Origin of the sequence: Anabaena sp. CA = ATCC 33047 (genome assembly GCF_963870205.1) — a bacterium.
GTDB lineage: Bacteria > Cyanobacteriota > Cyanobacteriia > Cyanobacteriales > Nostocaceae > Trichormus.
The window spans coordinates 161,699-184,474 of record NZ_CAWMSA010000040.1 but is presented as its reverse complement, the minus strand read 5'-3'; the positions used below and the strand labels follow the sequence as shown (position 1 = coordinate 184,474).

Annotated in this window: 21 protein-coding genes; 9 read left to right on the top strand and 12 right to left on the bottom strand. The window is 40.9% G+C overall.

The genetic code is table 11. From position 1 onward, the window contains the following. Nucleotides 1-230: 230 nt before the first annotated feature. The gene (locus AACS98_RS10295; protein ID WP_082803647.1) at nt 231-1,382 is read left to right on the top strand and encodes a glycosyltransferase family 4 protein; all 1,152 of its coding nucleotides are present in this window, start codon (nt 231-233) and stop codon (nt 1,380-1,382) included. Nucleotides 1,383-1,446: 64 nt separating this feature from the next. Further along, the gene (locus AACS98_RS10290) at nt 1,447-1,818 is read left to right on the top strand and encodes a hypothetical protein (RefSeq protein WP_066379174.1); all 372 of its coding nucleotides are present in this window, start codon (nt 1,447-1,449) and stop codon (nt 1,816-1,818) included. 86 nt (nt 1,819-1,904) lie between these two features. Here the strand turns inward: AACS98_RS10290 and AACS98_RS10285 are convergent, their stop codons facing one another. The 8 genes from AACS98_RS10285 to hemF form a co-directional block, all read right to left on the bottom strand. Beyond that, nucleotides 1,905-2,648 (bottom strand): DsbA family protein, encoded by a 744-nt coding sequence (locus AACS98_RS10285; RefSeq protein ID WP_066379172.1) that lies wholly within the window; start codon nt 2,646-2,648, stop codon nt 1,905-1,907. A 68-nt stretch (nt 2,649-2,716) separates the two neighbouring features. Next, on the bottom strand, nt 2,717-3,571 hold the full coding sequence (locus AACS98_RS10280) for a sulfurtransferase (protein ID WP_066379168.1): 855 nt from the start codon (nt 3,569-3,571) through the stop codon (nt 2,717-2,719). Between the two features lie 260 nt (nt 3,572-3,831). Beyond that, complete coding sequence (locus AACS98_RS10275) at nt 3,832-6,459, bottom strand: trans-splicing intein-formed DNA polymerase III subunit alpha N-terminal partner DnaE-N (RefSeq protein ID WP_066379165.1); 2,628 nt, start codon at nt 6,457-6,459, stop codon at nt 3,832-3,834. A gap of 311 nt (nt 6,460-6,770) precedes the next feature. Continuing rightward, nucleotides 6,771-6,950 carry a hypothetical protein gene (locus tag AACS98_RS10270; RefSeq protein ID WP_066379159.1) on the bottom strand — a complete coding sequence of 60 codons (180 nt, stop codon included), beginning with the start codon at nt 6,948-6,950 and terminating at the stop codon, nt 6,771-6,773. 788 nt (nt 6,951-7,738) lie between these two features. Further along, nucleotides 7,739-8,578 (bottom strand): acyl-CoA desaturase, encoded by an 840-nt coding sequence (locus tag AACS98_RS10265; RefSeq protein WP_066379605.1) that lies wholly within the window; start codon nt 8,576-8,578, stop codon nt 7,739-7,741. 166 nt (nt 8,579-8,744) lie between these two features. After that, nucleotides 8,745-10,142 (bottom strand): oxygen-independent coproporphyrinogen III oxidase, encoded by a 1,398-nt coding sequence (gene hemN, locus AACS98_RS10260; protein ID WP_066379155.1) that lies wholly within the window; start codon nt 10,140-10,142, stop codon nt 8,745-8,747. Nucleotides 10,143-10,284: 142 nt separating this feature from the next. Then, nucleotides 10,285-11,034, bottom strand: a complete 750-nt coding sequence (locus AACS98_RS10255; protein ID WP_066379153.1) for a biliverdin-producing heme oxygenase — start codon at nt 11,032-11,034, stop codon at nt 10,285-10,287. A 154-nt stretch (nt 11,035-11,188) separates the two neighbouring features. After that, nucleotides 11,189-12,232 carry an oxygen-dependent coproporphyrinogen oxidase gene (gene hemF, locus AACS98_RS10250; RefSeq protein ID WP_066379149.1) on the bottom strand — a complete coding sequence of 348 codons (1,044 nt, stop codon included), beginning with the start codon at nt 12,230-12,232 and terminating at the stop codon, nt 11,189-11,191. A 266-nt stretch (nt 12,233-12,498) separates the two neighbouring features. Between hemF and acsF the strand changes: the two genes are divergently transcribed. The 3 genes from acsF to AACS98_RS10235 all read left to right on the top strand — a co-directional run bounded on the left by acsF (nt 12,499) and on the right by AACS98_RS10235 (nt 14,482). Continuing rightward, nucleotides 12,499-13,554: a magnesium-protoporphyrin IX monomethyl ester (oxidative) cyclase gene (gene acsF / locus AACS98_RS10245; RefSeq protein WP_066379146.1), complete on the top strand. Its 1,056-nt coding sequence runs from the start codon at nt 12,499-12,501 to the stop codon at nt 13,552-13,554. A 161-nt stretch (nt 13,555-13,715) separates the two neighbouring features. Continuing rightward, the gene (locus AACS98_RS10240; protein ID WP_066379141.1) at nt 13,716-14,057 is read left to right on the top strand and encodes a hypothetical protein; all 342 of its coding nucleotides are present in this window, start codon (nt 13,716-13,718) and stop codon (nt 14,055-14,057) included. After that, a complete protein-coding gene (locus tag AACS98_RS10235) occupies nt 14,054-14,482 on the top strand; it encodes an HNH endonuclease (RefSeq protein ID WP_066379138.1) in 429 nt (142 codons plus the stop codon). The genes AACS98_RS10240 and AACS98_RS10235 overlap by 4 nt, the downstream gene beginning before the upstream one ends. A gap of 140 nt (nt 14,483-14,622) precedes the next feature. Here the strand turns inward: AACS98_RS10235 and AACS98_RS10230 are convergent, their stop codons facing one another. Then, nucleotides 14,623-15,189: a phycobiliprotein lyase gene (locus AACS98_RS10230; protein ID WP_066379131.1), complete on the bottom strand. Its 567-nt coding sequence runs from the start codon at nt 15,187-15,189 to the stop codon at nt 14,623-14,625. A gap of 74 nt (nt 15,190-15,263) precedes the next feature. Beyond that, entirely contained in the window at nt 15,264-15,944 is a 681-nt protein-coding gene (locus AACS98_RS10225) for a HEAT repeat domain-containing protein (protein ID WP_066379128.1), read from the bottom strand. A gap of 368 nt (nt 15,945-16,312) precedes the next feature. On the opposite strand from AACS98_RS10225, the gene AACS98_RS10220 reads away from it, so the two are divergent. Beyond that, a complete protein-coding gene (locus AACS98_RS10220; protein WP_066379126.1) occupies nt 16,313-16,831 on the top strand; it encodes a YciE/YciF ferroxidase family protein in 519 nt (172 codons plus the stop codon). Nucleotides 16,832-16,934: 103 nt separating this feature from the next. On the opposite strand, the gene AACS98_RS10215 is transcribed toward AACS98_RS10220, so the two are convergent. Continuing rightward, nucleotides 16,935-17,144: a hypothetical protein gene (locus AACS98_RS10215; RefSeq protein WP_066424801.1), complete on the bottom strand. Its 210-nt coding sequence runs from the start codon at nt 17,142-17,144 to the stop codon at nt 16,935-16,937. Nucleotides 17,145-17,962: 818 nt separating this feature from the next. On the opposite strand from AACS98_RS10215, the gene AACS98_RS10210 reads away from it, so the two are divergent. From AACS98_RS10210 to AACS98_RS10200, 3 genes are all read left to right on the top strand, one after another. Next, nucleotides 17,963-19,369 carry a hypothetical protein gene (locus tag AACS98_RS10210; RefSeq protein WP_066379124.1) on the top strand — a complete coding sequence of 469 codons (1,407 nt, stop codon included), beginning with the start codon at nt 17,963-17,965 and terminating at the stop codon, nt 19,367-19,369. Nucleotides 19,370-19,487: 118 nt separating this feature from the next. Next, nucleotides 19,488-19,739 carry a hypothetical protein gene (locus tag AACS98_RS10205; RefSeq protein ID WP_066379121.1) on the top strand — a complete coding sequence of 84 codons (252 nt, stop codon included), beginning with the start codon at nt 19,488-19,490 and terminating at the stop codon, nt 19,737-19,739. Beyond that, nucleotides 19,736-20,179, top strand: coding sequence for a type II toxin-antitoxin system VapC family toxin (locus tag AACS98_RS10200; RefSeq protein WP_066379115.1), 444 nt, complete (start codon nt 19,736-19,738; stop codon nt 20,177-20,179). Before AACS98_RS10205 ends, AACS98_RS10200 begins: the two co-directional genes overlap by 4 nt. Before the next feature lie 246 nt (nt 20,180-20,425). Here AACS98_RS10200 and AACS98_RS10195 read toward each other — a convergent pair whose 3' ends face one another. Further along, nucleotides 20,426-22,729, bottom strand: coding sequence for a bifunctional serine/threonine-protein kinase/formylglycine-generating enzyme family protein (locus AACS98_RS10195; protein WP_066379113.1), 2,304 nt, complete (start codon nt 22,727-22,729; stop codon nt 20,426-20,428). Nucleotides 22,730-22,776: the final 47 nt, after the last annotated feature.

Genomic DNA, 22,776 nt, shown 5'->3' with positions numbered 1-22,776 from the left:
CATTGCGGAGTGTAGCTTTAGCTCACGTAGCAATATCAGTTCGGAATCCTGGTTTTTCAAAGCCAGGATAGTTCAAACTACCCGTATCAAGAAAATATCAATACTAAGTAGATTGACATAAATAATTGTCATAGCGATAAGGCAGGAGGCAGACAAAAAGGTTTCCCTATCTTGACCTGGGTTCACATAGTTCAGTTATTGTGTGTCTTTCTACTTAATTAATTAATACAGTGGCCAAAAATTTAAAATTAGGTGAAAATTCTGGCAAAGTAGCCGACCATATCTTCGTGTTCTTAGAGATTTTTGCACGGGAAGGTGGAATTCAATCTTATGTTAAAGATATTTTCCGCGCTTATTTGGAGTTGAATCCAGGTTATCAAGCAGAAGTATTTTTGTTGCGAGATAGTCCTGAATGCTCGAATCAGTTTGAGTGCGATCGCTTAAAATTTCATTATTTTCACCATCAATCACCCCAGATAGGCAGAATCAAAATGGCTGGGGTATTACTGAAGTATTTACTGCAAAAACGCCCCAAACGTGTTTTCTGTGGTCATATCAACCTGGCTGTATTAATACAAACCCTGTGCCAACCCTTGGGAATTCCTTACACTGTCCTGACTTATGGAAAAGAAGTTTGGGAACCCCTCAACATTAAAGAACGCCGTGCTTTAGCCACAGCCACCGATATCTGGACAATCAGCCGCTACAGTCGCGATCGCGCTTGTGCTGCTAATGGTATAAATCCAAATCAAGTCAAAATGCTAGCTTGTGCCATTGATGGCGAAAAATTTACCGCCGGCGCGAAGCTACCAGAATTAGTCACAAAGTACGGCTTAACAGATGCCAAAGTGATCATGACTGTAGCACGACTCTGGTCAGGAGATATATATAAAGGCGTAGATATGACAATTCGCGCCCTGCCCAAAATCGCCCAGGTATTTCCAGATGTAAAATATTTGGTAATTGGTCGCGGTGATGACCAACCAAGATTAGCCAAGCTAGCCCAAGATTTAGGAGTAAGCGATCGCGTTGTCTTTGCTGGTTTTGTCCCCACAGATGATTTAGTATCGCACTACCGCCTCGCCGATGCTTATATTATGCCCTCTCAAGAAGGCTTCGGGATTGTATATTTAGAAGCTATGGCCTGTGGTGTCCCAGTGTTGTCCGGTGATGACGATGGTTCAGCCGATCCAGTACAGGATGGTAAAGTCGGTTGGCGAGTTCCTCACCGCGATCCTGAAGCTGTAGCCGCAGCTTGTATCGAAATTCTCAAAGGAGATGATCAACGTTGTGATGGACAATGGCTAAGAGAACAAGCGATCGCAAATTTTGGCATGGAAGCCTTGAAACAACAGCTTTTGTCCTTACTTGAGAGTTCATAGTTTTTCACCAATGACTAACAACTAAACTCGCTATCCTAGAAGGAGAGCAAGATAGTATTTAAAAATGAACTATAACAATTCTCAACTGAATCTCTACAATCTCCGCCCTTGGCTGACTGTGTTAGTAATTTTCTGGTTACTGACTTCATTTGGTTTGGGTTGGTTGGTAAATTCGTTGTTGATTCTATTTGGATTAATGTTGCTAGTGCCTGTAGTCGCATTTTTCGGGTTTCGTTGGTGGCTGGAACGCAACCTAGTAACTGATCAGTGTCCCGTCTGCCAATATGAATTTACAGGATTAAATAATAGTCAATTGCAGTGTCCTAACTGTGGCGAACAACTCACAGTACAAAAAGGCCATTTTCACCGCTTCGCACCCGAAGGCACAATTGATATTACCGCCGTTGAAGTACCAACTCAGCAATTAGAAGATTAAATTGATAAAGTAAACATTAAATTGTAGGGTGCGTTAAAGCCAAGTGCAACGCACCTCATAAAATCTTGGTGCGTTACGGTCAATTTTTATGCTGCCTCAGCTAGTTTACTCTCGATTTCTAATAACTGGACTGCGCCAGAGTAATTTTTCCCATTCATCACAAAGAAGGGTGTACCAGGAACTCCCAGTTGTTCACCTAGTTGCATATCTTGTTGAATAGCAGGATCAGCAAGTAGGCGATCGCGATTAAATTTTTCTAAGTCTAGATTCAGTTTTTTAGCAATATCTAAATACAAATCTTCACCTAATTGTTTTTGATTTGTAAATAGGGCATCATGATACAGCCAAAACTTTCCCTGCTGATTTGCAGCCCAAGCCGCTTTTGCTGCTGGTATAGCTTGGGGATGAATTGGTAAGGGAAAATGTTTATAAACTAATGTCACTTCATTTTCATGCTTGGCTAACAACTCCTTTAATTTTGTATGAGCTTCAGCACAGTAGGGACATTGATAATCAGAAAACTCGATTAACAAAGTTTTTGATGCAGTTCCTCCAATAGTAGGAGAAGAAGCAATAACTGCTTGGGGGTTGGTTTGCAAATCCTGCAAAAATGTCTGTCGGGCTTGATTTAGTGTTTGTTGCTGTTGTTGTTGGTATGCTTGGACAGATTCAATAATCACCTCTGGGTGTTGGCGGAGAATTTCTAAAACTTGCTGTTCTAGTTGGGGGTTGACTTTACTGGCTGCTTGTGCAGGAAATGACCAAGCTAAAACTACAGACAATAAGCTAATTATTGCCCAGGTACGTAGATACTGCAAAAATTGACGCATAGCAAAATACTGGAGACATTAATATTTCTCTAGTATTCCCTGAAATGCCAGCCAGTGATAATTACAAATTATATAACTGTGGCATCAATCGGTAATGAATTGTCACGTGACCATTCATTCCAAGAACCAAAATAATTTTTGGCGTGAATTCCAGCCTGTTGTAAAGCAATCAGTGTATTAGCAGCCCTAGAACCTTTAAAGCAGTAAACATACACTATTGACTCGGAAGTAATCCCAACAGATTCACAAATTTCTAAGATTTCTGCTGGTGAACGAAACATCGGTATTCCCGATTCAAATGTCATCAAACGATGCCATTCTAACCATACAGCATAAGGAATTCTGCCCTTGCGGGGGCAAAAATCAGTACCGTAGGGTGAAGAACTTAAGCCTTGCCATTCGTTGCGATCGCGCACATCCAATTTTATAATTGCTGGATTGTTGATTGCTTGCAACATTTGGATAGTCGTCACTATCATCTCCGGCTGGGGATGCAATCTAAATATACTGCTTTCCCGTTCAGGAACTTCATCGGTAGTAGGTAAACCCGCAGCCAACCAACCTTGATATCCGCCGTGTAAAACATATACATGAGGACATCCTAAATACTGGAGTAAAAAAGCTGCTCTACAAGATTGGCCGTAACCTTTATTTAAAGCATCTTCATAGACAATTAATCTTTCTGCCCCAGATATTCCTACATCACTCAGAAGTTGAGCAAAATACTCTTGCAATTGCTTTAATCCTGCTGGGTAGGAATTATCTAAAAGATAAGTGAAAAAATCTCTAATATTGATGGATTTAGGAATGTGAGAACTAGCATATTCTTCTGGGCTTCGCGTATCGATAATGACAGTTTGTGGCGATTTTTCTGCTAACAAAGACGTGAGTTCTTGAGGAGAAATGAGGAGTTTTGTATTCACGCTTTCATGCTGCTGTTACCGTGTCATTGGGCATTATCGCGCTCACCTGATTGGCATTTTGGCATGAAATTTACAGAATAATGAATGTTAATTGTTGGCGAATAACTTTTGTAGTTTGATATCTTGCACCAGTTCTGTTTGATTTTTTAACGCTCCAGGAGCGCGGAGGTTCACGCAAAGTAACGCAGAGGTTTGTTGAAATTGGATATTAGCCGTAAGGTAATGACATCATTAGCTGCTGTACTTTGCCCTAAGTTTATTTACATTTTAAGGTTTACCTGTAATAAGTCTAAACCTCGTTCAAATATTTCATCAATTGGCAACATTTGCCCATCTTGAGTCATAAATTTATGGTCTTTTGTCGCCCGAATTACTGAACCATCTTCTAAACTATATTCAAAAACTTCTTGTTGTCCGCGATTATGCCATTGTGCAGTAGGCTGGGTGTAAACAATGCCATTAATATCAACACTAAATACTGTGCATTCAAGACCTTTTTCTACTATCTCACCAATAGGTAAATAACCATATTCAACTGTTAAAATTTCTGTGTCAGAACTTAAGCAATACTCAGCAAATTTCAACATATCATCAAATAGCTTCTCAGCTACTTGTTTTTTTACACCATTCTTAGTTGCTCCATCAATAAATTTTTCCTGCTGCTTCTGCATCTCTGCTACTTTCTTTTTACCCATAGCACGGCGCAGTAAGTCAGCTTGTCCTAATGAATAACCAGCCATATCTTGAGCAATTTTCATGATTTGCTCTTGATAAACCATGATGCCATAGGTTTCATTTAAGATGGGTTCTAAAATTTGGCTTTCATAATCAATACTTTCTCGTCCATGTTTACGGTTGATAAATTTAGGAATCAATCCCGCATCTAAGGGCCCTGGTCGATAAAGTGCCAAAATAGAAGAAATATCTTCAATATTAGAAGGTTTCAAATCTCGGACTATCTGCTTCATCCCTGAAGACTCTAATTGAAATACTCCTTCTAATTCACCCGATTCTAAAAGTTCATAGGTTTTTTGTACATCTTTGGGCAGAGTTTTATGCTCACCTTTAGCTAATATTCTTTGAGCTTTGCGTTCTTGATTAGTGATTTCATACGGGTCTATTGTAAACCCGTGGTTTTCTTGAATTAAATCAATGGTTTTTTGAATCATGGTTAAGTTTTTTAGACCCAAAAAGTCCATTTTTAACAAACCCATTGATTCTAGGTCTTCCATGAAATATTGGGTAATTACAGACCCGTCATTATTTCTTTGTAAGGGGACAATTTCATCTAATGGTTCAGCAGAAATGACTACACCTGCGGCGTGAACCCCAAAGGTTTTGTTAGTTCCCTCAATTCGCATGGCCATGTCAATCCAATGGCGTACTTTTGGGTCACTATCATATTTTGCTTTAAACTCTGGTTCTGGAGTTGCATCAGAAATCATTACTTTGAGTTTAGTGGGTTTACCCCGTACCACAGGAATTAATTTCGCCATTTGGTCGGCTTCCCCGTAGGGAATATTTAACACTCTGGCAACATCTTTTAAAACTGCTTTGGAAGTTAGACGGTTAAAGGTAATAATTTGAGCTACTCTATCCTTACCGTATTTTTCAGTTACATAGTCAATCACTTTATCCCGTTGTTCAATACAGAAATCTGTATCGATATCAGGCATAGATTTACGTTCTGGGTTTAAGAATCGCTCAAATAGTAAGCCATGATGCACCGGGTCAATATTAGTAATTCCCATTGTATAGGCAACTAATGAACCAGCCGCCGAACCCCTTCCAGGCCCTACAGGAATATTATTATCTCTAGCAAATTTGATGTAGTCCCACACGACTAAAAAGTAGGTGGAAAAACCCATCTGTTGCAACATTTTCAGTTCATATTCCAGTCTTTCTCTGTAGACTGAATCTACTTCGCTGCGGGATTTACGATTTAATCTTTCTAATAGTCCTTGCCAAGCTACTTCTTCGACGTAGGTATCAGCAGTATGACCCGCAGGAATAGGATAATTAGGAATGCGAGGCTCACCCATAATTTGGTAAGGCTCGATTTTATCAGCTACTTCTTCGGTTCTATTGATGGCTTCAGCAATCACATCATCTGGTAAATGGTCACGAAATAACAGCTTCATCTCATCGGCAGATTTGAGATATTCTGTACCGCTATAACGCATCCGATTATCTTCAATAATTAACTTGCCTGTTTGAATACATAGCAAAGCGTCGTGAGCTTCGACATCAAAGCAAGATGTAAAATGAGAGTCATTGGTAGCGACGAATTTAATATTTAATTCCCGTGCTATTTTGATGATTTCAACGTTAACTATGCGGTCTTCTTGCGAACCGTGGTCTTGAATTTCTAGATAAAAATCATCACCAAATACATCTTTATACCATTTTGCCACTTTCCGCGCTGCGTCTGGTCTGCCGCTCAGAATTGCCTGGGGAATTTCTCCACCTAAACAAGCACTGGTAACTATTAAACCTTCATGATATTTTTGTAATAATTCTTTATTAATACAAGGGCGAGAAAAAATTCCTTTACCTTGAACACCTTGCAGGTGAGAAATTGTTGTTAATTTAACTAAATTTTTGTAACCTTTATTATTTTTGGCTAAGACAACTTGATGATATTTAGGACGACGTTCTTGTTTTTCAATGTCGCCGTTAATGATATACATTTCATTGCCAATAATTGCCTTAATATTTTTGCTGCGGCAGGTTTTTAGCAGTTCAACAGCACCATACATGACACCGTGATCGGTAACTGCGATCGCCTTTATCCCTAGTTCAATCGCCCGATCAATCAAATCTGGTAGCTGACTTGCTCCATCCAGCAGACTGTAATCACTGTGAATATGTAAAGGTACAAAGGACATAAACTTCTCCCAGCACAAACCCAACCCTGGTGCGCTAGATTTTATCCAGCAACGGCATACTAGATTAACGTGTTTGCAAAATTTTAACTTCCGCAATTCATGTATTAATAGTTACTTTAGTCATTAGTTATTAGTCATTAGTCATTAGTCATTGGGGATTAAATTTTTCTCCCTCTGCCTCCCCTGCCTCCCTTCCTTTCCTTCCCTCCCTCTGCTTTCCCACTCCCCACTCCCCCAAAAGGCAAAAAGCCACGTTTGATCAACGAGGCTTGCTTTGGAGATATGCAGTCAATACAGGAGGTTGGGGAAATTTAATGCTGTTGTGGCCCTTTGGCATCACATTCTTTATTCCAACACCGTTGTAAAAGTCCTATTCGCCATCTATGGGCAAAACGACGGGGGTTGAGTTCTAATTGAGAATCACGGCTAAATAACGGTTGGTTGAGATATTGCCAAAGCGGGAATTGAATTTTGTTGTGTTTATCAGCCATAGGAGTAACAAAATAGTATAAAAACGGTGTGGCAACAGTTAGGACTTATGAATAACACTGCCAGCTAGTGATTTTCTTGTTAAAGATGCCATGATCTACATTCAATTGTCCTGGTGGCAATTGCGGAACTTTACGTAAAGATTTCTGCCACATTTGTCAGACTGACTCTTCAACTTTAAGTTCCCATCTTGGGTATATATACTTATGATTTTTGTAGGTAATGTAGGCACTAATGGTAAAGCTTTGATAGAACATGATGGTATTTCTGTTCATGTATTTTTGATTCCTTCTTTGCGAAAATAATACTGAGAAAATAGTTGTATCAAGGCTAGAAAAGTTGACAAAAATACATATTGTTTGATACGTATACTCAGAAATGCCAAGCGATGGGCTGTTTTCTCAGGTAGGCGATCGCCTGATGCCCAATTTCTGGTGATGGAATACACCCCACCAGAGCAAAATTATGAAACTGTTTGATTTTGGAAAATCGAGTATAAAAACTTGATGCTGTGCATTGTTATATTTATCTTCCCAGTCGAAATCATAGAAATCAATAGGGTTAGCATCAAATTTTATTATGTTAATAAATGTAATTATTGATATGTTTATGTTTAAAAATTAACCTATTGATATTAATTATCGGAGTTGTATTCAAATAAGAATTAGGGTTTTAAAACACCTAACCCTGCTAGCCTCCGTTTCCTACCTCTCCCCAATCCTCTCCTAGAGGAAAGGGAAAAGGAAAAACTTTTGTTAGCTGGAATGGGGGAAGATGTCGAGATGCTAAATCAAGATTTTGCTACCTGAGTGGGTGGTAAGTTGACATCCTTCGCCAAACCGACTGTTTTTAATAAGGCGATCGCCCACCAAGTAATATCAATTTCCCACCATCGCCAGCCACATTTGGCTACATGAGGGTAAGCATGGTGATTGTTGTGCCAGCCTTCACCATAGGTGAGAATTGCCGCCCACCACAGGTTACGGGAATTATCATCACAGTCAAAAGTGCGGTATCCCCACAGATGAGTCACAGAGTTGATAAACCAAGTCGTATGCCAGAGAATCACAGCGCGAACAAATACACCGTAAATTATAAATGACCAACCACCCAATACATAAAGCAATAATGCTACAGGAATTTGCAACCACAAAAAGTAACGATTCAGCCAACAGTAAAAAGCATCTCGTGCTAAATCTGGGGCATATCGTTGATAACATTCATAATCAAAGAATTGCCGATTAGGATACAAAATCCATAACATATGACTCCACCAGAAACCTCGGCGGGCAGAGTAGGGATCTTTGTATTCATCTTCCGTGTGAGCATGGTGTAAACGATGTCCAGCCACCCAGAAAATCGGCCCTCCCTGGATTGATAAAGCACCTAAAATTGCGATCGCATACTCCAACCACTTCGGGACTCGCAAACTCCGATGGCTTAACATTCGGTGATAGCCTAAGCAAACTCCAATACTGCCAAATAGCCAATGTAGAAACACAGCTACACCTAATGCAGACCAAGAAAAAAACCAAGGTGCTAACAATGCTAGCACGTGAATAGTAGCGAAAAATGCTACAGCTATCCAATCAAGACGCAAAGACTGGGGGTTATCTGACCAAGTTCTCATGGAATTAATTAATGGGGACTGGGGACTGGGGATTGGGAAAGCAGGGGAGGCAGGGGAGGCAGGGGAGATTTTTTCCCCAGAATTCTTTAATTTTGAATTTTGTAGGCTTGCCTTCCCGTAGGGTATTTTGAATTGATTTATGCCCTGTGCATCGATGCCCAATTCTTCAAATTGCTTGAGAAAAACCAGTACCTGATTTTTCTTGTAGATAGGCATCAAATACAGCCGCGATGTTGCGGATAAGTAACCGTCCGCTTGGTGTGACTTCAATATGATTAGGAGAAAGTTTAATCAAACCATCGGCTTCTAATAATCGAAGTTTTAATTGTTCTCTTTGAAAATATTCGCCAAAATCACTATCAAAGTTCAAATGATATTTTTCCTCAATGTTATTTAGTGAAAGTTGAAATTGACACATCAATTCCATAATTATCGTGCGGCGAATGATATCATCTTGATTCAGTTTCACTCCTTTTTCAATCGGTAATTCATCATGATTAATCGCCTGATAGTAATTTTTTATCCGTTTATGATTCTGCACATACACATCATGGAGCATACTAATTGAACTCATGCCAAACCCCAATAAATCCGACTCTGGTTTGGTGGTATAGCCTTGGAAGTTGCGATGTAGTTGACCGTTTTGTTGGGCGATCGCTAATTCATCATTTGGTTTAGCAAAATGATCCATCCCAATGAAAACATAGCCATTGGTAGTTAATTCCTCAATTGTCATCTTGATAATTTCCAGTTTTTCTCCGGCTAACGGTAATGCGTCTTGGGGAATTAAACGTTGAATTGGTTTTAACCAAGGTACATAAGCAAAGTTAAACACAGCAATCCGGTCTGGATTGAGTTGCATAGTCTTACGGACGGTACTTTTAAAAGTTTCTAGATTTTGATAAGGTAAGCCATAAATCAAATCAACATTAACACTGGTAAAACCAGCATCTCGCACCCAGTCCATTACCTGAAATAGCATCTCTTCCGGTTGAATCCGGTTAACCGCTTGCTGTACCTGGAAATCAAAGTCTTGAATACCAAAACTAATGCGATTAAAACCTAAATTCCTCAAACCAAAGAGGTAGTCTCTATCTAAGAAACGGGGATTGACTTCAATAGAAATTTCTGCATCATCATCAAAATCAAAACAATGATGGAGGGTATACCAAAGGGTTTCAACCTGACGCAGAGATAAATAGTTAGGAGTTCCACCACCCCAATGTAGTTGTTGTACTTTTCGTTGGTGATCAATTAAAGATGCGACTTGCTGAATATTGCGAATTAAGTAATTTAAATAAGGTTCGGCAAGTGCTTTGTTTGGGGTAATGATAGTATTACAACCACAGAAATAACAAGCACTTTCACAAAAGGGAATATGACAATACAGTGATAGTGGAGTTTTTTTGTAATTTCCGACTGCGATCGCTGCTTTAAAATCAGCTTGTTGAAAATCCTCAGTTAACTCTGTGGCTGGAGGATAGCTAGTGTAGCGGGGTAAAGGCTGATCATATTTTTTCAGCAAATCAGCATCAAATTTAACATTCTGTGGTAAAACTTTCATAAAAACTTGTAATGAAAAATCCTGTGTGTGTCCATGTTTGTAGTAAGGACTTTAGTCCTGAATATTCCCAACACTAAAATGCTTACTACAAACCTGTGAAACCCTATGCAATAAACAGTCTTTTAACTCCACACTCCACACTCTAAATGCTGTAATCCATTTCCTTGCTATGTCCCGGAGAATGTTCTGTACTACCTGGTTTATCTTGGCGAGTAATTAAATCAAAGATATGCTCACCAACTACAGCTTTGACATCTGCTTCTAATTCATGAACTACATCTCGATTCAGAGTAAAAGCATAATTAGCTTCCTCGACAATTTTCTGAATCATGGCTTCATCTATATCCAAACCACTCAACGCCTGACGGTACTTTTCTTTAAACGCCCGTTTTGCTTCCGGGGTAGGAATTTGTTCAAATTCGTGCATTGCAGTGCCTTGATCTGCTGGTAAATCCATTGCAGAACGGGCAATCTTTCGCAATGCTTGTCCACCGGATAAATCGCCCATGTAGCGGGTGTAAGCATGAGCAATTAACAATTCTGGTTGGGTGTTGGCAACTTCCCGCAAGCGGTTAACATATACCTGTCCGACTGGAGAAGGACTAATTTCCTCTCGCCAGTTTTCACCGTAATAGTAGGCTAAATCTTGCTCTAAATTGGCTTTGCGATTCAGTTCGGGGAAGTAAATCAACCCCACCACTGGATGATTTTGATGTCGCTGCAATTCTTCCTCTAAAACACAGTAAACAAAGTAGAGATTCGCCAGCAATTTCCGAAAGAAGCTCTTTTCTACTATGCCTTTGAGAAAACATTTCATAAACGCTGTGTTTTCCGCCAAGGTATGGGAATGTCTTGTACCTTCCCGTAAACGCATATCTAAATCGCTACTCATAATGAATACCTCACTGCTAACAAACTTTGTGATGTTTGATGGAAATCGGCATTAGGCACGAATCAATTCAAAATTCAAAATTCAATAACTATTAGGGAAACATCTCCTCTGCTCCCTCCACGCCCTCATCCCCCTCATCTTCCTCCCCTCTCTTCTACACCCAATCTCTAGGTTGAAGAAATACTTCAGTCAGTTCGGCTTCTGGGCTTGCTGGTTCTGGTTGGTAGCAATATTCCCAACGTGCTAGAGGTGGTAAAGACATGAGAATAGATTCTGTGCGTCCCTGAGTTTGCAGACCAAATACCGTACCTCGGTCGTAGACTAAGTTAAACTCGACGTAACGACCCCGACGGTATAGTTGAAAATGACGCTGGCGATCGCCATACTCTGTTTCTTGTCGCCGTTCTACAATAGGCAAATAAGCAGGTAAAAAAGCCTGACCACAAGACTGCACAAACGCAAAAATATCTTCCCAATTCCGCGCCACATTTCCCACTTGCTGGCTATAAATCGCCGCCAGGGTATCCGCTTGAGTACCTACATACAACTTCCCGCTAGCATCTTGATAGTCAAAGAAAATACCGCCAATACCTCGCTGTTCTTGGCGATGTCGTAAATAAAAGTATTCATCACACCAGCGTTTAAAGGTGGGATAATACTCTGGATGATGGACATCACAAGCATTTTTTAGCGTTTGATGGAAGTGAACCGCATCCTCTACAAACGGATAATAGGGCGTTAAATCAGCCCCACCACCAAACCACCAGATCGGGCCAGCCTCAAAATAACGGTAGTTGAGATGTACTGTTGGGACATAGGGATTACGGGGATGCAATACCATTGATGTTCCCGTGGCAAAAAACTCATGTCCGGCTGCTTCTGGACGTTGAGCCACAATCGAAGCTGGTAGACTCTTTCCCCACACTGCGGAAAAATTCACGCCCCCCTGCTCAAACACGCGCCCTTCTCTAATCACACGGGTACGTCCTTCTCCCCCTTCTGCTCGCTCCCAATAATCTTGATGAAAGCGTGCTTCCCCGTCGAGTTGCTCTAACGCTGTGCAAATCTCATCCTGTAAGTTCTGCATGAATTGCTGCACCCTCTCCCGTGAATCCTTGGGGATAGTATTGTTAGGTGGTGTCAGCAATATTGTGTGATTTGGAGATTCTTGCAGAGAATTATCGGAATGAAGACCCATGTTACAACCTCTGAAACTTTGAGTAAGGGTGATTACCACTGCTTAATAACTCTATAGTTATATAGATACTTTGTGTCTGATAAGTTTCAAAACTTAATAAATGCTTTCAAACCCAGTTATCAAAGGCTTTCAGTTGCTACTGCCCCATATCTAAGATAGAAGGCAATTCTCAGTTTACTGAAGGATTGTAAACAGGTCTAGCCAAAGACTCACACTTATCATAACTTTATAGTTATCGAATTATTTACTTGATTACCGTAATACTCATGGTTAATACCCTACCCAAACCAGAAACTAAAACCCCCAGCCAAGAAACTATACTCACGCCTCGGTTTTATACTACAGACTTTGAAAAAACCGCCAACTTAGATTTATCAACCCAAGAAACAGAGTTACAGGCGATGTTGGCAGAAATGCGAGCCGACTACAACCGCCATCATTTTGTTCGGGATGAAGCGTTTGAACAGTCTTGGGAACATATAGAGGGTGAAGCCAGACAGGCGTTTATTGACTATTTGGAACGCTCTTGCATTTCCGAGTTTTCCGGCTTCTTGCTGTTTAAGGAATTATCCCGCAAACTAAAAAACCGCAGTCCACTGCTAGCGGAGATGTTTCAACTGATGGCGCGTGATGAAGCCCGTCATGCTGGGTTTCTCAACAAAGCAATGGGCGATTTTAAACTCTCCTTGGATTTAGCCACTGTCACAAAAACCCGCACCTATACATTTTTCCCGATTGAGTGGGTGCTTTACACCGTTTATCTATCTGAAAAAATCGGATACTGGCGTTACATCATTATTTACAGACATCTAGAACAGCACCCGGAAAACCAGTTTTATCCCATCTTCCGCTACTTTGAGAGTTGGTGTCAGGACGAAAACCGCCACGGGGATATATTCAAAGCACTTTTACGTTCGCAACCGCAACTATGGAAAACTTGGAAAGCTCGGCTGTGGAGTCGCTTTTTCTTGCTTTCGGTATTTGCTACCCACACAATGACAGTGCATGAACGCTCTGGTTTTTACAAATCACTGGGACTAGATGCCACGGAATTTGACCGCCAAGTTGTTTACAATACTAATGAAACGGCGGGTCGGGCTTTTCCGGTAATGTTAAATACAGAACATCCCCAGTTTTTCCCTCGTTTGCAACGCTGTGCAGGTTATAACTTGCAAATAGCAGAAATTGAGCGCAGTTCTCAGCCCAAATGGATAAAACAGATTCGCAAACTACCTTTAATTGCTGCAATTGTTTGGAATCTGTTGTTAGTTTACCTGATCAAACCCATTGATACAGAGGCTTTGCGGGGAACTGTACGTTAAATTGGGCAGTTAGTAGGGTGCGTCAGTAGGAATAATTTCTGAGAATGTCAAGGTTTATCTGACTGACGCACCTTTATTTGGAAATCCCTGAAAATGCTAAGTTTGACCAAAAGTGAAAACTGATAAACTATAATTAGTAGCCTGAAACGCCAACAGTTGATATGTCTGATTCTATACAGTATGTGACAAATCAAGATGGAGAACGAATTGGTGTGCTGTTAGATTTAGCCACATACCAACAACTAACGAATTCATCGCTAGAAGATGATGAAATTTTAACTGGATTAAGCTTGGATGAGTTACAAGCTTTGGCGGAAAGTATGTTGTCACCAAAAGCCCAAATCGAACTCAATGATTTATTAGAGCGAAATGCAGAAAATGTACTGTCTGCTGAAGAAAAAGCGACTTTAGACTGTTTATTGGCACAGATTGACCAATTAAATATTTTAAAAACTAGAGCTAAGTATACTTTAAAAATGAAAGGAATATCAAGAGTGGCGTGAGTGTTTATATTCCTGTTGAATTACAACGCAAAATCCGTTCTAAATTTGCTGATTGTTGTGCGTACTGTCGTACTGCTGAACACTTGACAGTTACGACTTTTGAGTTTGAGCATATAATTCCTCTATCAGCTGGAGGCAAAACAATTTTTGAAAATCTTTGTTTGTCTTGTCCTACTTGTAATCGTTATAAAGCTTCCCGTCAAACTGCTGTGGACACAGAAACACAACAAGAAGTCTTTCTATTTAACCCACAGCAACAATTATGGTCTGAACATTTTGCTTGGAGTAAAGATGCTACCGAGATTACCCCGCTAACTTCTGTCGGTCGAGCAACTATTTCTGCTTTGAAAATGAACCGTTCGCAGTTAATTCGTGTGCGTAAAATGTGGGTTAAGCTAGGGGAACATCCGCCCGATATTTCATAAAAGTGGTTATGTTTCACCTGGCTTAAATATACACTGTAATTTTTGTAGCCAGTAGGGTGCGTCAGTAGGAATAATTTCTGAGAATGTCAAGGTTGATCTGACTGACGCACCCTACATAGTCAGATGATCACATATCTGTACTAGCTTGATGCAGAATTAGCAGCTTCAGAAGCTTTCGCCGCCGGAGAACCGCCACCCATGCGAATTTCGGAGGTAAAAGAAGCCATACTAAAACCACCGAAACGTTTTAAAACGCTAACACGCATCCGTAGGTTAGGGCTAGCAAACCATAAGCGTTCTTCAGACCACATGGTTTCATACTCTGTAGTTAGAGTCAATGCGCCATCGTCGCCCATTTTATAACGTCCGGCAACAGGAGCTTTTTCGGCGTAACCCATTTCTCGTAATAGCCTACCTTCGCTGGGATTATTCTCATCGGGTACGGTAACTAAAACAGTAGAGCCAGTGTGTTTTTCTTCGTCCCATTCCATTGTGCCGTTCCAGGTAACTCTAGCACCACAGGAAGCAGCACTAGCAGGAATTTCATATAATTCACACAGTTTAATTACTTCTGGGTGATCTGCTGCTAGTGTTTCAATCACTAAGTCTGATTTCCCATCTTCAGATTGCTTAAACGCTAAATGGTGGCTGGTACGATGGGAGAACCATTTACCAGCACTCAATTCAAAAAATTCTTCAATATTCATAATTGAAATTACCCTGCATGAAAATAGGAAAACTTGCACTTATTATTATTAAAAGGCAATGGGAGGTTTTAAGATTAAGCTGGATTACCTCTTTGTTCTAGTCTGGTGAGTGAAATTCTTGCAGCTTCGGCAACATTGGGGTGAGAGTCTTTTTCTAGGTATTTCAAAGCTGATACACTCTTGGGAGTAGGTAGATTGCCCAAAGCTTCTGCTAAACGTTGCCGTACCAGCCAATCCGGTGATTGGGCAAAGCGTAGCAGTTGATCTACAGAATCAATGTCTTGAATTTCTCCTAAAGCCGAGATAGCAGCTTCTTGTAATACTACTTCTTTGCTATCCAAAGCTTGAATCAGGATATCACGAGCGCGGGGGTCTTTGAGATTTCCCAGGGAAACTGCCGCACTAAATCTTACTAGCCAGTCCGTATCTTCATAAAATGCGCGTGCTAACACTTCAAAGGCTCTAGCGTCACCCAAATATCCTAAAGCACCAGCCGCATCGGCACGTATACCATAATCTGGGTCATTTTGGAGAATGCCGGACAAAATTTCATAGCATTCTGTGGTTTGCTTGATTCCTAGGGCAAAGATTGCCATCGATCGCAGCTGTAAAGATTCATCATCTAAGACCTTCTTAATTAAAGGTACAGCATCTTCGGCGGGTATATGCCGTAAATTAGCCAAGGCTACCATGCGATCGCGCAAATTCGTACTTTCTAACTGAGCAGAAATTTCCTGTAAGTGTGGAACAGCCATCTATTTCTCAGCGATTTCTTAACCTATCTTTACTTTAACTGATATAGGGATTGGGGGTTGGGGACTGGGGATTGGGGATTGGGGACTGGGGATTGGGGACTGGGGATTGGGGACTGGGGATTGGGGACTGGGGACTGGGGATTGGGGATTGGGAAAGAATTTCTCCCTCATCCCCTCATCCCCCTCATCCCCTCATCCCCTCATCCCCTCATCCCCCCCACTCCCTTCTATGTATTTGCTGTAGCATTCAGAATTAACAATCAGTTGTGCCTCTGGTATGACGAGAAGACTGGATTGATTGGCGAAGGTAGGTGAAGGATACACACACCAAATACTAACTAGGTGTACCAAACTTCAGGAGCAGAACAATGGTTCAACTGAGAGAACGCCCCGCTACCGCCAAAATCACCAACATCCAAGAAAAATTCATCTACGAAGTTTGCGCGATGTATGATGCTGAAAATCGCTTTTGGGAAGCGCAACAGATGATGTTGCAGTGTTGTCAAAATAACCAGTTAAAATCTTTGATTGAAACTCACATTCGGGAAACAGAGCAACAAATTCAGAATTTAGAACAGGTTTTCAAAGCTTTGGGACAAGAACCTAAGCGTGTCACTTGTGATACTGCGGCTGGTTTAATTAGTGATGGACAAAAGTTCATGCTACTAGCTGCGGAAAATCAGCAAATTCTCTCTTTGGGATTGGCAGGATGTCAAGCTAAGGTAGAACAGCTAGAAATTGCTTGCTACCGTGGTTTAATTCAGACTGCGGAAAAGATGGGACAACAACAAGTTGTACAACTGCTACAGCAAAACTTGCAACAGGAAGAACAGACAGCTAAAAAATTAGAGCAACACATACCACAGTTGTTGAAAGAATGTAAATAATCAAAGATTCTTGTCGGGTGCGTTAACTCGGATATGTTGGTAAATATGAACGGATTTCCACATTTGACGCACCCGACTTGCTGGCTTTGTGAATTCTCATAGGCTATTTTGAATTGTGAATTGGTGTTGCTTGCTCATTGCTAGTGGGTGAGCCAGAGTTGGCTTGTGCTTGCAACCACGCGTCTAGACAATACTCAGCCCAACAAAAACAGTATTCGTACCAGCAAAAATCACATAATCCCTCATCAGATTCTGGAGTTTCAAGATTCTTGAGGGTGATGTTGTACCGGGGACACTGGAAGCGATCGCTCATTGGTTTTGTGAATAAAGACTATGGCATTAGTGGTCAATTTTCTCAGATCCCCAGCCAAATCACCAATTTTATACATAACTTACGCAAGTGTCACAAAAATTCTCATTTGGTTTGTAATCAAGACTGGAGTTTTTTATTTCAGACGCTACCACCACACAATCAGGATTCAAGTCAGGGCTGGTTAAAGCAGTGAATCTCTAGGTAGACGGCATTATTGATCAATCCGCCCCGACTACGAAATAAAAATTATGTCGCCTTTGCATAACTCTTCAGATTTTTACTGACATTTACTTGTGAACACTATAAATTTTGATCACCTTAGTTACTGATTTTTTCTAAATATACTTAAGTAATAATTATAACTAAATAACCTTGCAAACAAGTAGATAAATGTATTTAAAAAATTCATAAAATCAGAAATATTACGGTATAACTAGATTTTTGAACTGGATTAATTTTGTTTAAATTTATAGAATTTGACGGTAAATAAGATGTATTTCTCACCATCTGGAATGTATCATTTCAGTAATGACAAACCTGTTGTATACCAGTTAAACTCTCAAAGAGATTACTTCAGGTAAAGAGCTGAAGTTGTAAGGCTCTCATTGTTCACCTAGGTTTAGAGTTCAGTGTTCCACTCAAAAAAACCGTAGTTGTTCCACTACGGTTTTTGAGAGTAAATATACTTATTTGAATGTTGATAATTAGTAATATTTTGTGAAAACTCCTCAGTAATTTTAACAAGTAACAGTTTTTTTACAGAAACTTGACTGAGGCTTTAGCAGTCTTACAGTTGTAAATTATTTCAAAAACTGCTAATGTCTCCTACCAGTCAGGGTATTCCCGGATTACCTGATATTACACATCCAACAGAGTTAATTCAGATTGGTTCGCAATTACTACCAGGGTTGCTGTTATTGGTGTTTTTAGTGGTAGCCTTGGGAATAGCGATCGCCTTAATCAGTTTTGCTTTACGTCATCAAAAAGCAGAATCAGCAATTGTCATTGGTGACTGGGCTATTCGTTACTCGCAAATGTTGCAGGGTTTACAGCATTTAAGTCTAGTATTAGTATTGTTGGTAGCAGGATTTTTGCTTTGTTCTACTTTAAGCAATCGTTATCACCACTGGGAACAAGCGAAAGTAGCGAAAGTAGCTCAAAGTGTAGCTGGAGATAGGTTAGAACAAATCGCGCCGCAAGTGCGTTATGTGATGCAAGAGCCATTTAGTTATACGACTCAGGTAAATGGTAAGATAGTCAAAGTCAATGATCAGCGAGAAATTAATCGGTTGCTGTCCTTGGCTGGGTCGCAAATTCAAGTCAAGTTAGACCAAAGCACAGATGTTCAAAACCGTAGCGCGGTTTATCGTGTAGACTATAGTGCTGAATATAAAGTAGTTAACCGCCTGAATAATATTGATAAGTTCTTTTTTGAAGCACCGCCACCCATCGGTTATTCCTTACTGTCTAACTATAAAGTAGAACGCGATCGCACCAGACTAGAACCAGTAGAACCGGGTAATTATAGCTTTGCTTTCCAGTTACAACCGGGTGAAGAAACGAGCTTTCGTGTCACCTATCAAGCACAAGGGGGTTCACGTTGGGTTTATAGCGCAACCTCACAGTTATTATCTAACTTTCGCCTGACAGCAATTGCTAACTTTCCTGGGGCTGATTTTGCTAGTGGTATAATTCCCAGTGAGACTAAAGTTGATGGACGTACCACGCAATTTACTTGGATATTTGACGATAATGTGGCGGTAAAAAATCCCTTTGGCGTGTTTACCAACACTAACCCCATTCGTCAAACGGGTATCTTACCTCGGTTGTTGTTGCTAACGCCGGCTTTGTTTTTGTGGTGGATATTGCTGCTGTATTTATCTATCCCCATGAGTTTAAAAAATGTGGCGATCGCCGCTAGCATTTTCTTTGCTTGTATACTAACTTTAACCTATCTCAGCCGCTACATGGATGCTGGGTTGGCTTGGGGGATGATATCCTTGATATTGCTGACCTTAACCTGGGGATTGGGTTACAATCGCAGTGCATCCATAGCTGCAATTATTTGTACCATCGCCGGAGCAGTATTACCAGTTTTCGGTTTATTAGTCACCTTTAGCGGTTTGACTTTGAGTATCGCGGGTTTGTTGTCTGCTATTTGGTTAGCGGTGCGTCACTGGTATAACTGGTATGGTTTGCAGCCTGAAGACAGTTATAGGTTGTAAATATATAGCGTTGAAATGAGTCGAGACGCTGTTATTGTACATCAATAAAATCTAAATTAGACGTAGAGCGATCGCCACACCGCATTCTGTACACATCAGATTTATTGGGATAAAGTTGATGAGTCTATCACTGCAAAAAATGTTAAACGAAATTGACAAACTCACTCCACAAGAGCAATTGACAGTGATGGGGTACTTAGTAGAACGGATGAAACAGCACGTAATACCAGCACCATCAAAACGTAAATGGAGCGATTTAAAAGGTATGGCTTCCTATCCACTATTGGGTAAAGATGCTCAAGAGTGGGTTTCTCAAACTAGACGAGAAGGAGATGAGTATCGCGAAGGTTTGTTAAAAACGGAAGAATGAAAATTAGTGAAGCATTGACAGGTGTTTCTCAGATATTTATCGATACAGCACCAGTCATTTATTTTGTAGAGCGTAATCCGCAGTTTGTCAATGTAGTTGACCCAATTTTTGCAAGATTGGAAACTGATATTACTGCTGTAATATCTCCCATAACATTGTCTGAGTGTTTGGTGGGTGCTATCCGTTGGGGATTAAAGGATTTAGAGCAAGCTTTTATAGATGTTTTACTGAGTGATGAGGTAAAATTTATTGATATTAATGCGGCGATCGCGCGGGATGCTGCTAACATCCGAATACGTTACAACCTTCAGTTAGCCGATGCTTTGCAGATAGCGATCGCTTTAACCAGTAACTGTGATGCTTTTTTGACTAATGATGTAGCTTTGAAACGAGTAACAGAGTTGAGGATTTTGGTAGTAGGTGAGTTAGAGATAGGGTAAAGCGAACATCACCGACAACCTACATTGTAGAGAAGCTATTGATCGCCTCCTCAAATAGCAATTATCCCCAGCAATCACCCTTACCTGAAGCGTCTTGAGTTACATCACTTGCCAAAATCCCTAGCATCATGTATTATGTTAATTACTCATCCAAAAATCGCCAAAAAATTTGATCGCGCCAAGCGCGAGAACTTAAGAAGGGAAAAGAAAAAACTGTAAAGCGCAAAAGGGCAAGAGTATAAAGTGCTACTTAGTCCTCGCCGCAGCACCAACGCAAACCACCCGAAAACCGTTGTCGCTGCTGTCGATGCCGGGGTTGAACCTGTTGCGAAGAGCAGAACGGCAACTTCCGGGATAGAAGTCCCACGAACCACCGCGCAGCACTCGGCATTCATTTTTACCATATAGCCACGGACTACCATCACCCGGTGCTTTTATATAATTTAAGTGCCACTCATCCTGACACCACTCCCATATATTGCCACACATATCAAATAAACCAAAGGAGTTTGCAGGAAATTTTCCCACATCTGTTGTTTGCTGACGATATTCACCCTTGGGAGCAGAACCATAGGTGTAATTACCATTGTAATTCGCTAAATCTGTCGTGATAGCGTCGCCAAAGTAATATGGTGTAGTTGTTCCAGCACGACAAGCATATTCCCATTCCGCTTCACTGGGTAAACGATAGATTCTCCCAGTCTTTTGAGATAGTCTAGCGCAAAACTCAACCGCATGATGCCAAGACACACATTCTACAGGAAGATTAGCACCTTTAAAATAAGATGGGTCGGGCTTTAAATCAATCTTGACTTTAGCAAAAGCAGCAACAGCTTGCCATTGAGCTTGGGTGACGGGAAATTTACCCATGAAAAAGGGTTTCACAGTGACGTTATGCTGTGGACTTTCAGAATCATATCGTCCTTCCTCATCTTCTGGTGAACCCATGAGAAATTTACCGCCAGGAATAGCTACCATATCTAAAACGACACCATTACCCAAGTCTTCCCGGAAATACTCAGCATATCTGCGACTGCGGTTAATTTCATAAGTTTGTTTTCCTAAACCTAAAAACCCTAATTTCTGGGTAATGGTAGCGGTTTCAAATTCAAAAGTCTCGGTTTGAATACCTGGGGGAGATTTAGGTTTAGATGCTTCTCGTTCTCGTTGTCGTTGTTGTTCTCTTGCCGCTTCTTTCTGACGTTGTAATTCAGCTTGTCGCTGTTGTTGACGTAACCTTTCCGCTTCCTGCTGACGTTGTAATTCAGCTTGTCGCTGTTGTTGACGTAACCTTTCCGCTTCTTGCTGACGTTGTAATTCAGCTTGTCGCTGTTTTTCTTGACGTAACCTTTCCGCTTCTTGCTGCTGACGCTGTAATTCCGCTAGTTTCGGCGCAAATACCCGTGCTTCTATCGCTGCAATATCTTCATCTCGTAACCCCAAATATTGCTGATATTCTTGCAAATCCTTTTGTGTAGCTTGACTAAAGGGATATTCTACATTCACCGCATCAATTAACGCCTGTTCATACTCCTTTAACTTCCGTTCATACTCCCGATAGGGTTGCAGAACTTGTGCTTGAATTTCTTTTGCTTCCTCCTCAGATAACCCCAACTCAACCCGCTTCGATTCTAGTATTCTCAAAGCAAAAACAGACAAATTACCTTGACGTTGTTCTGCACGTAGGGTGACTTCTTGCAGATATAATTCCTTGTTAATATCGACTATAATCGTGGGCGGTATCGGCGATGCTCTTGACATTAAATCTTGCAAAGCCTCGGCTGCATTGGGATAGCGCGAACTAGATTGATAGCGCACCATCTTAGTTAACACCTCAGCCAGAGAATCACTCACCTGTGCCTGATTTTGCCAGATAATCTCATCTGTTTGGGGGTCTTCGTCTAATTGTGACGGTAGAAGACCAGTCAAAGCTTGAATAGCAATTATTCCTAACGCATATATATCGCTAGCAAAACAAGGTTTACCCCGAAATTGCTCATAGGATATATAACCAGTTGTACCAATAAGAACGCTAGTCTTGAGTTTACCTTGAGCATTCAGCATGAATGTAGTAAGCTCTTTCACAGCCCCAAAGTCAATCAGGATAATCTGACCATCCTGTTTTCGTCTCATCAGGTTCTGGGGTTTGATGTCGCGGTGAATAACTCCTTGATTATGTACAAAAGATAAAACTTCTAGGGCATCATATAAAAGTTTGGTGACATAACCTTCACTCAGTCGCTTACCGGGGATAATTTCTCGACTCAGGTCTTGTCCCTCGATAAACTCCTGCACAATATAAAGATTGTCGTTTTGGTTAAAATGGGCGAGGAGTTGGGGAATTTGGGGATGTTTACCCAGTCTTTCCAGGATAGCAGCTTCTTTTTCAAAGAAATCAATAACGCGGGGTTCTGTCTGGTGGGGATGTAGTTGTTTAACGACACACAAAGGTTTGCTGGGTTGGAAATTATCCCTAGCTAGAAATGTGACAGCAAAACCACCACCGCCTAATTGTTGTATGATTTCGTAGCGTCCCGCCAGCGTGTTCACGATACGTGTAAACCCTCAGATGCTTGCTACAGTTTAGTGTAATTGTT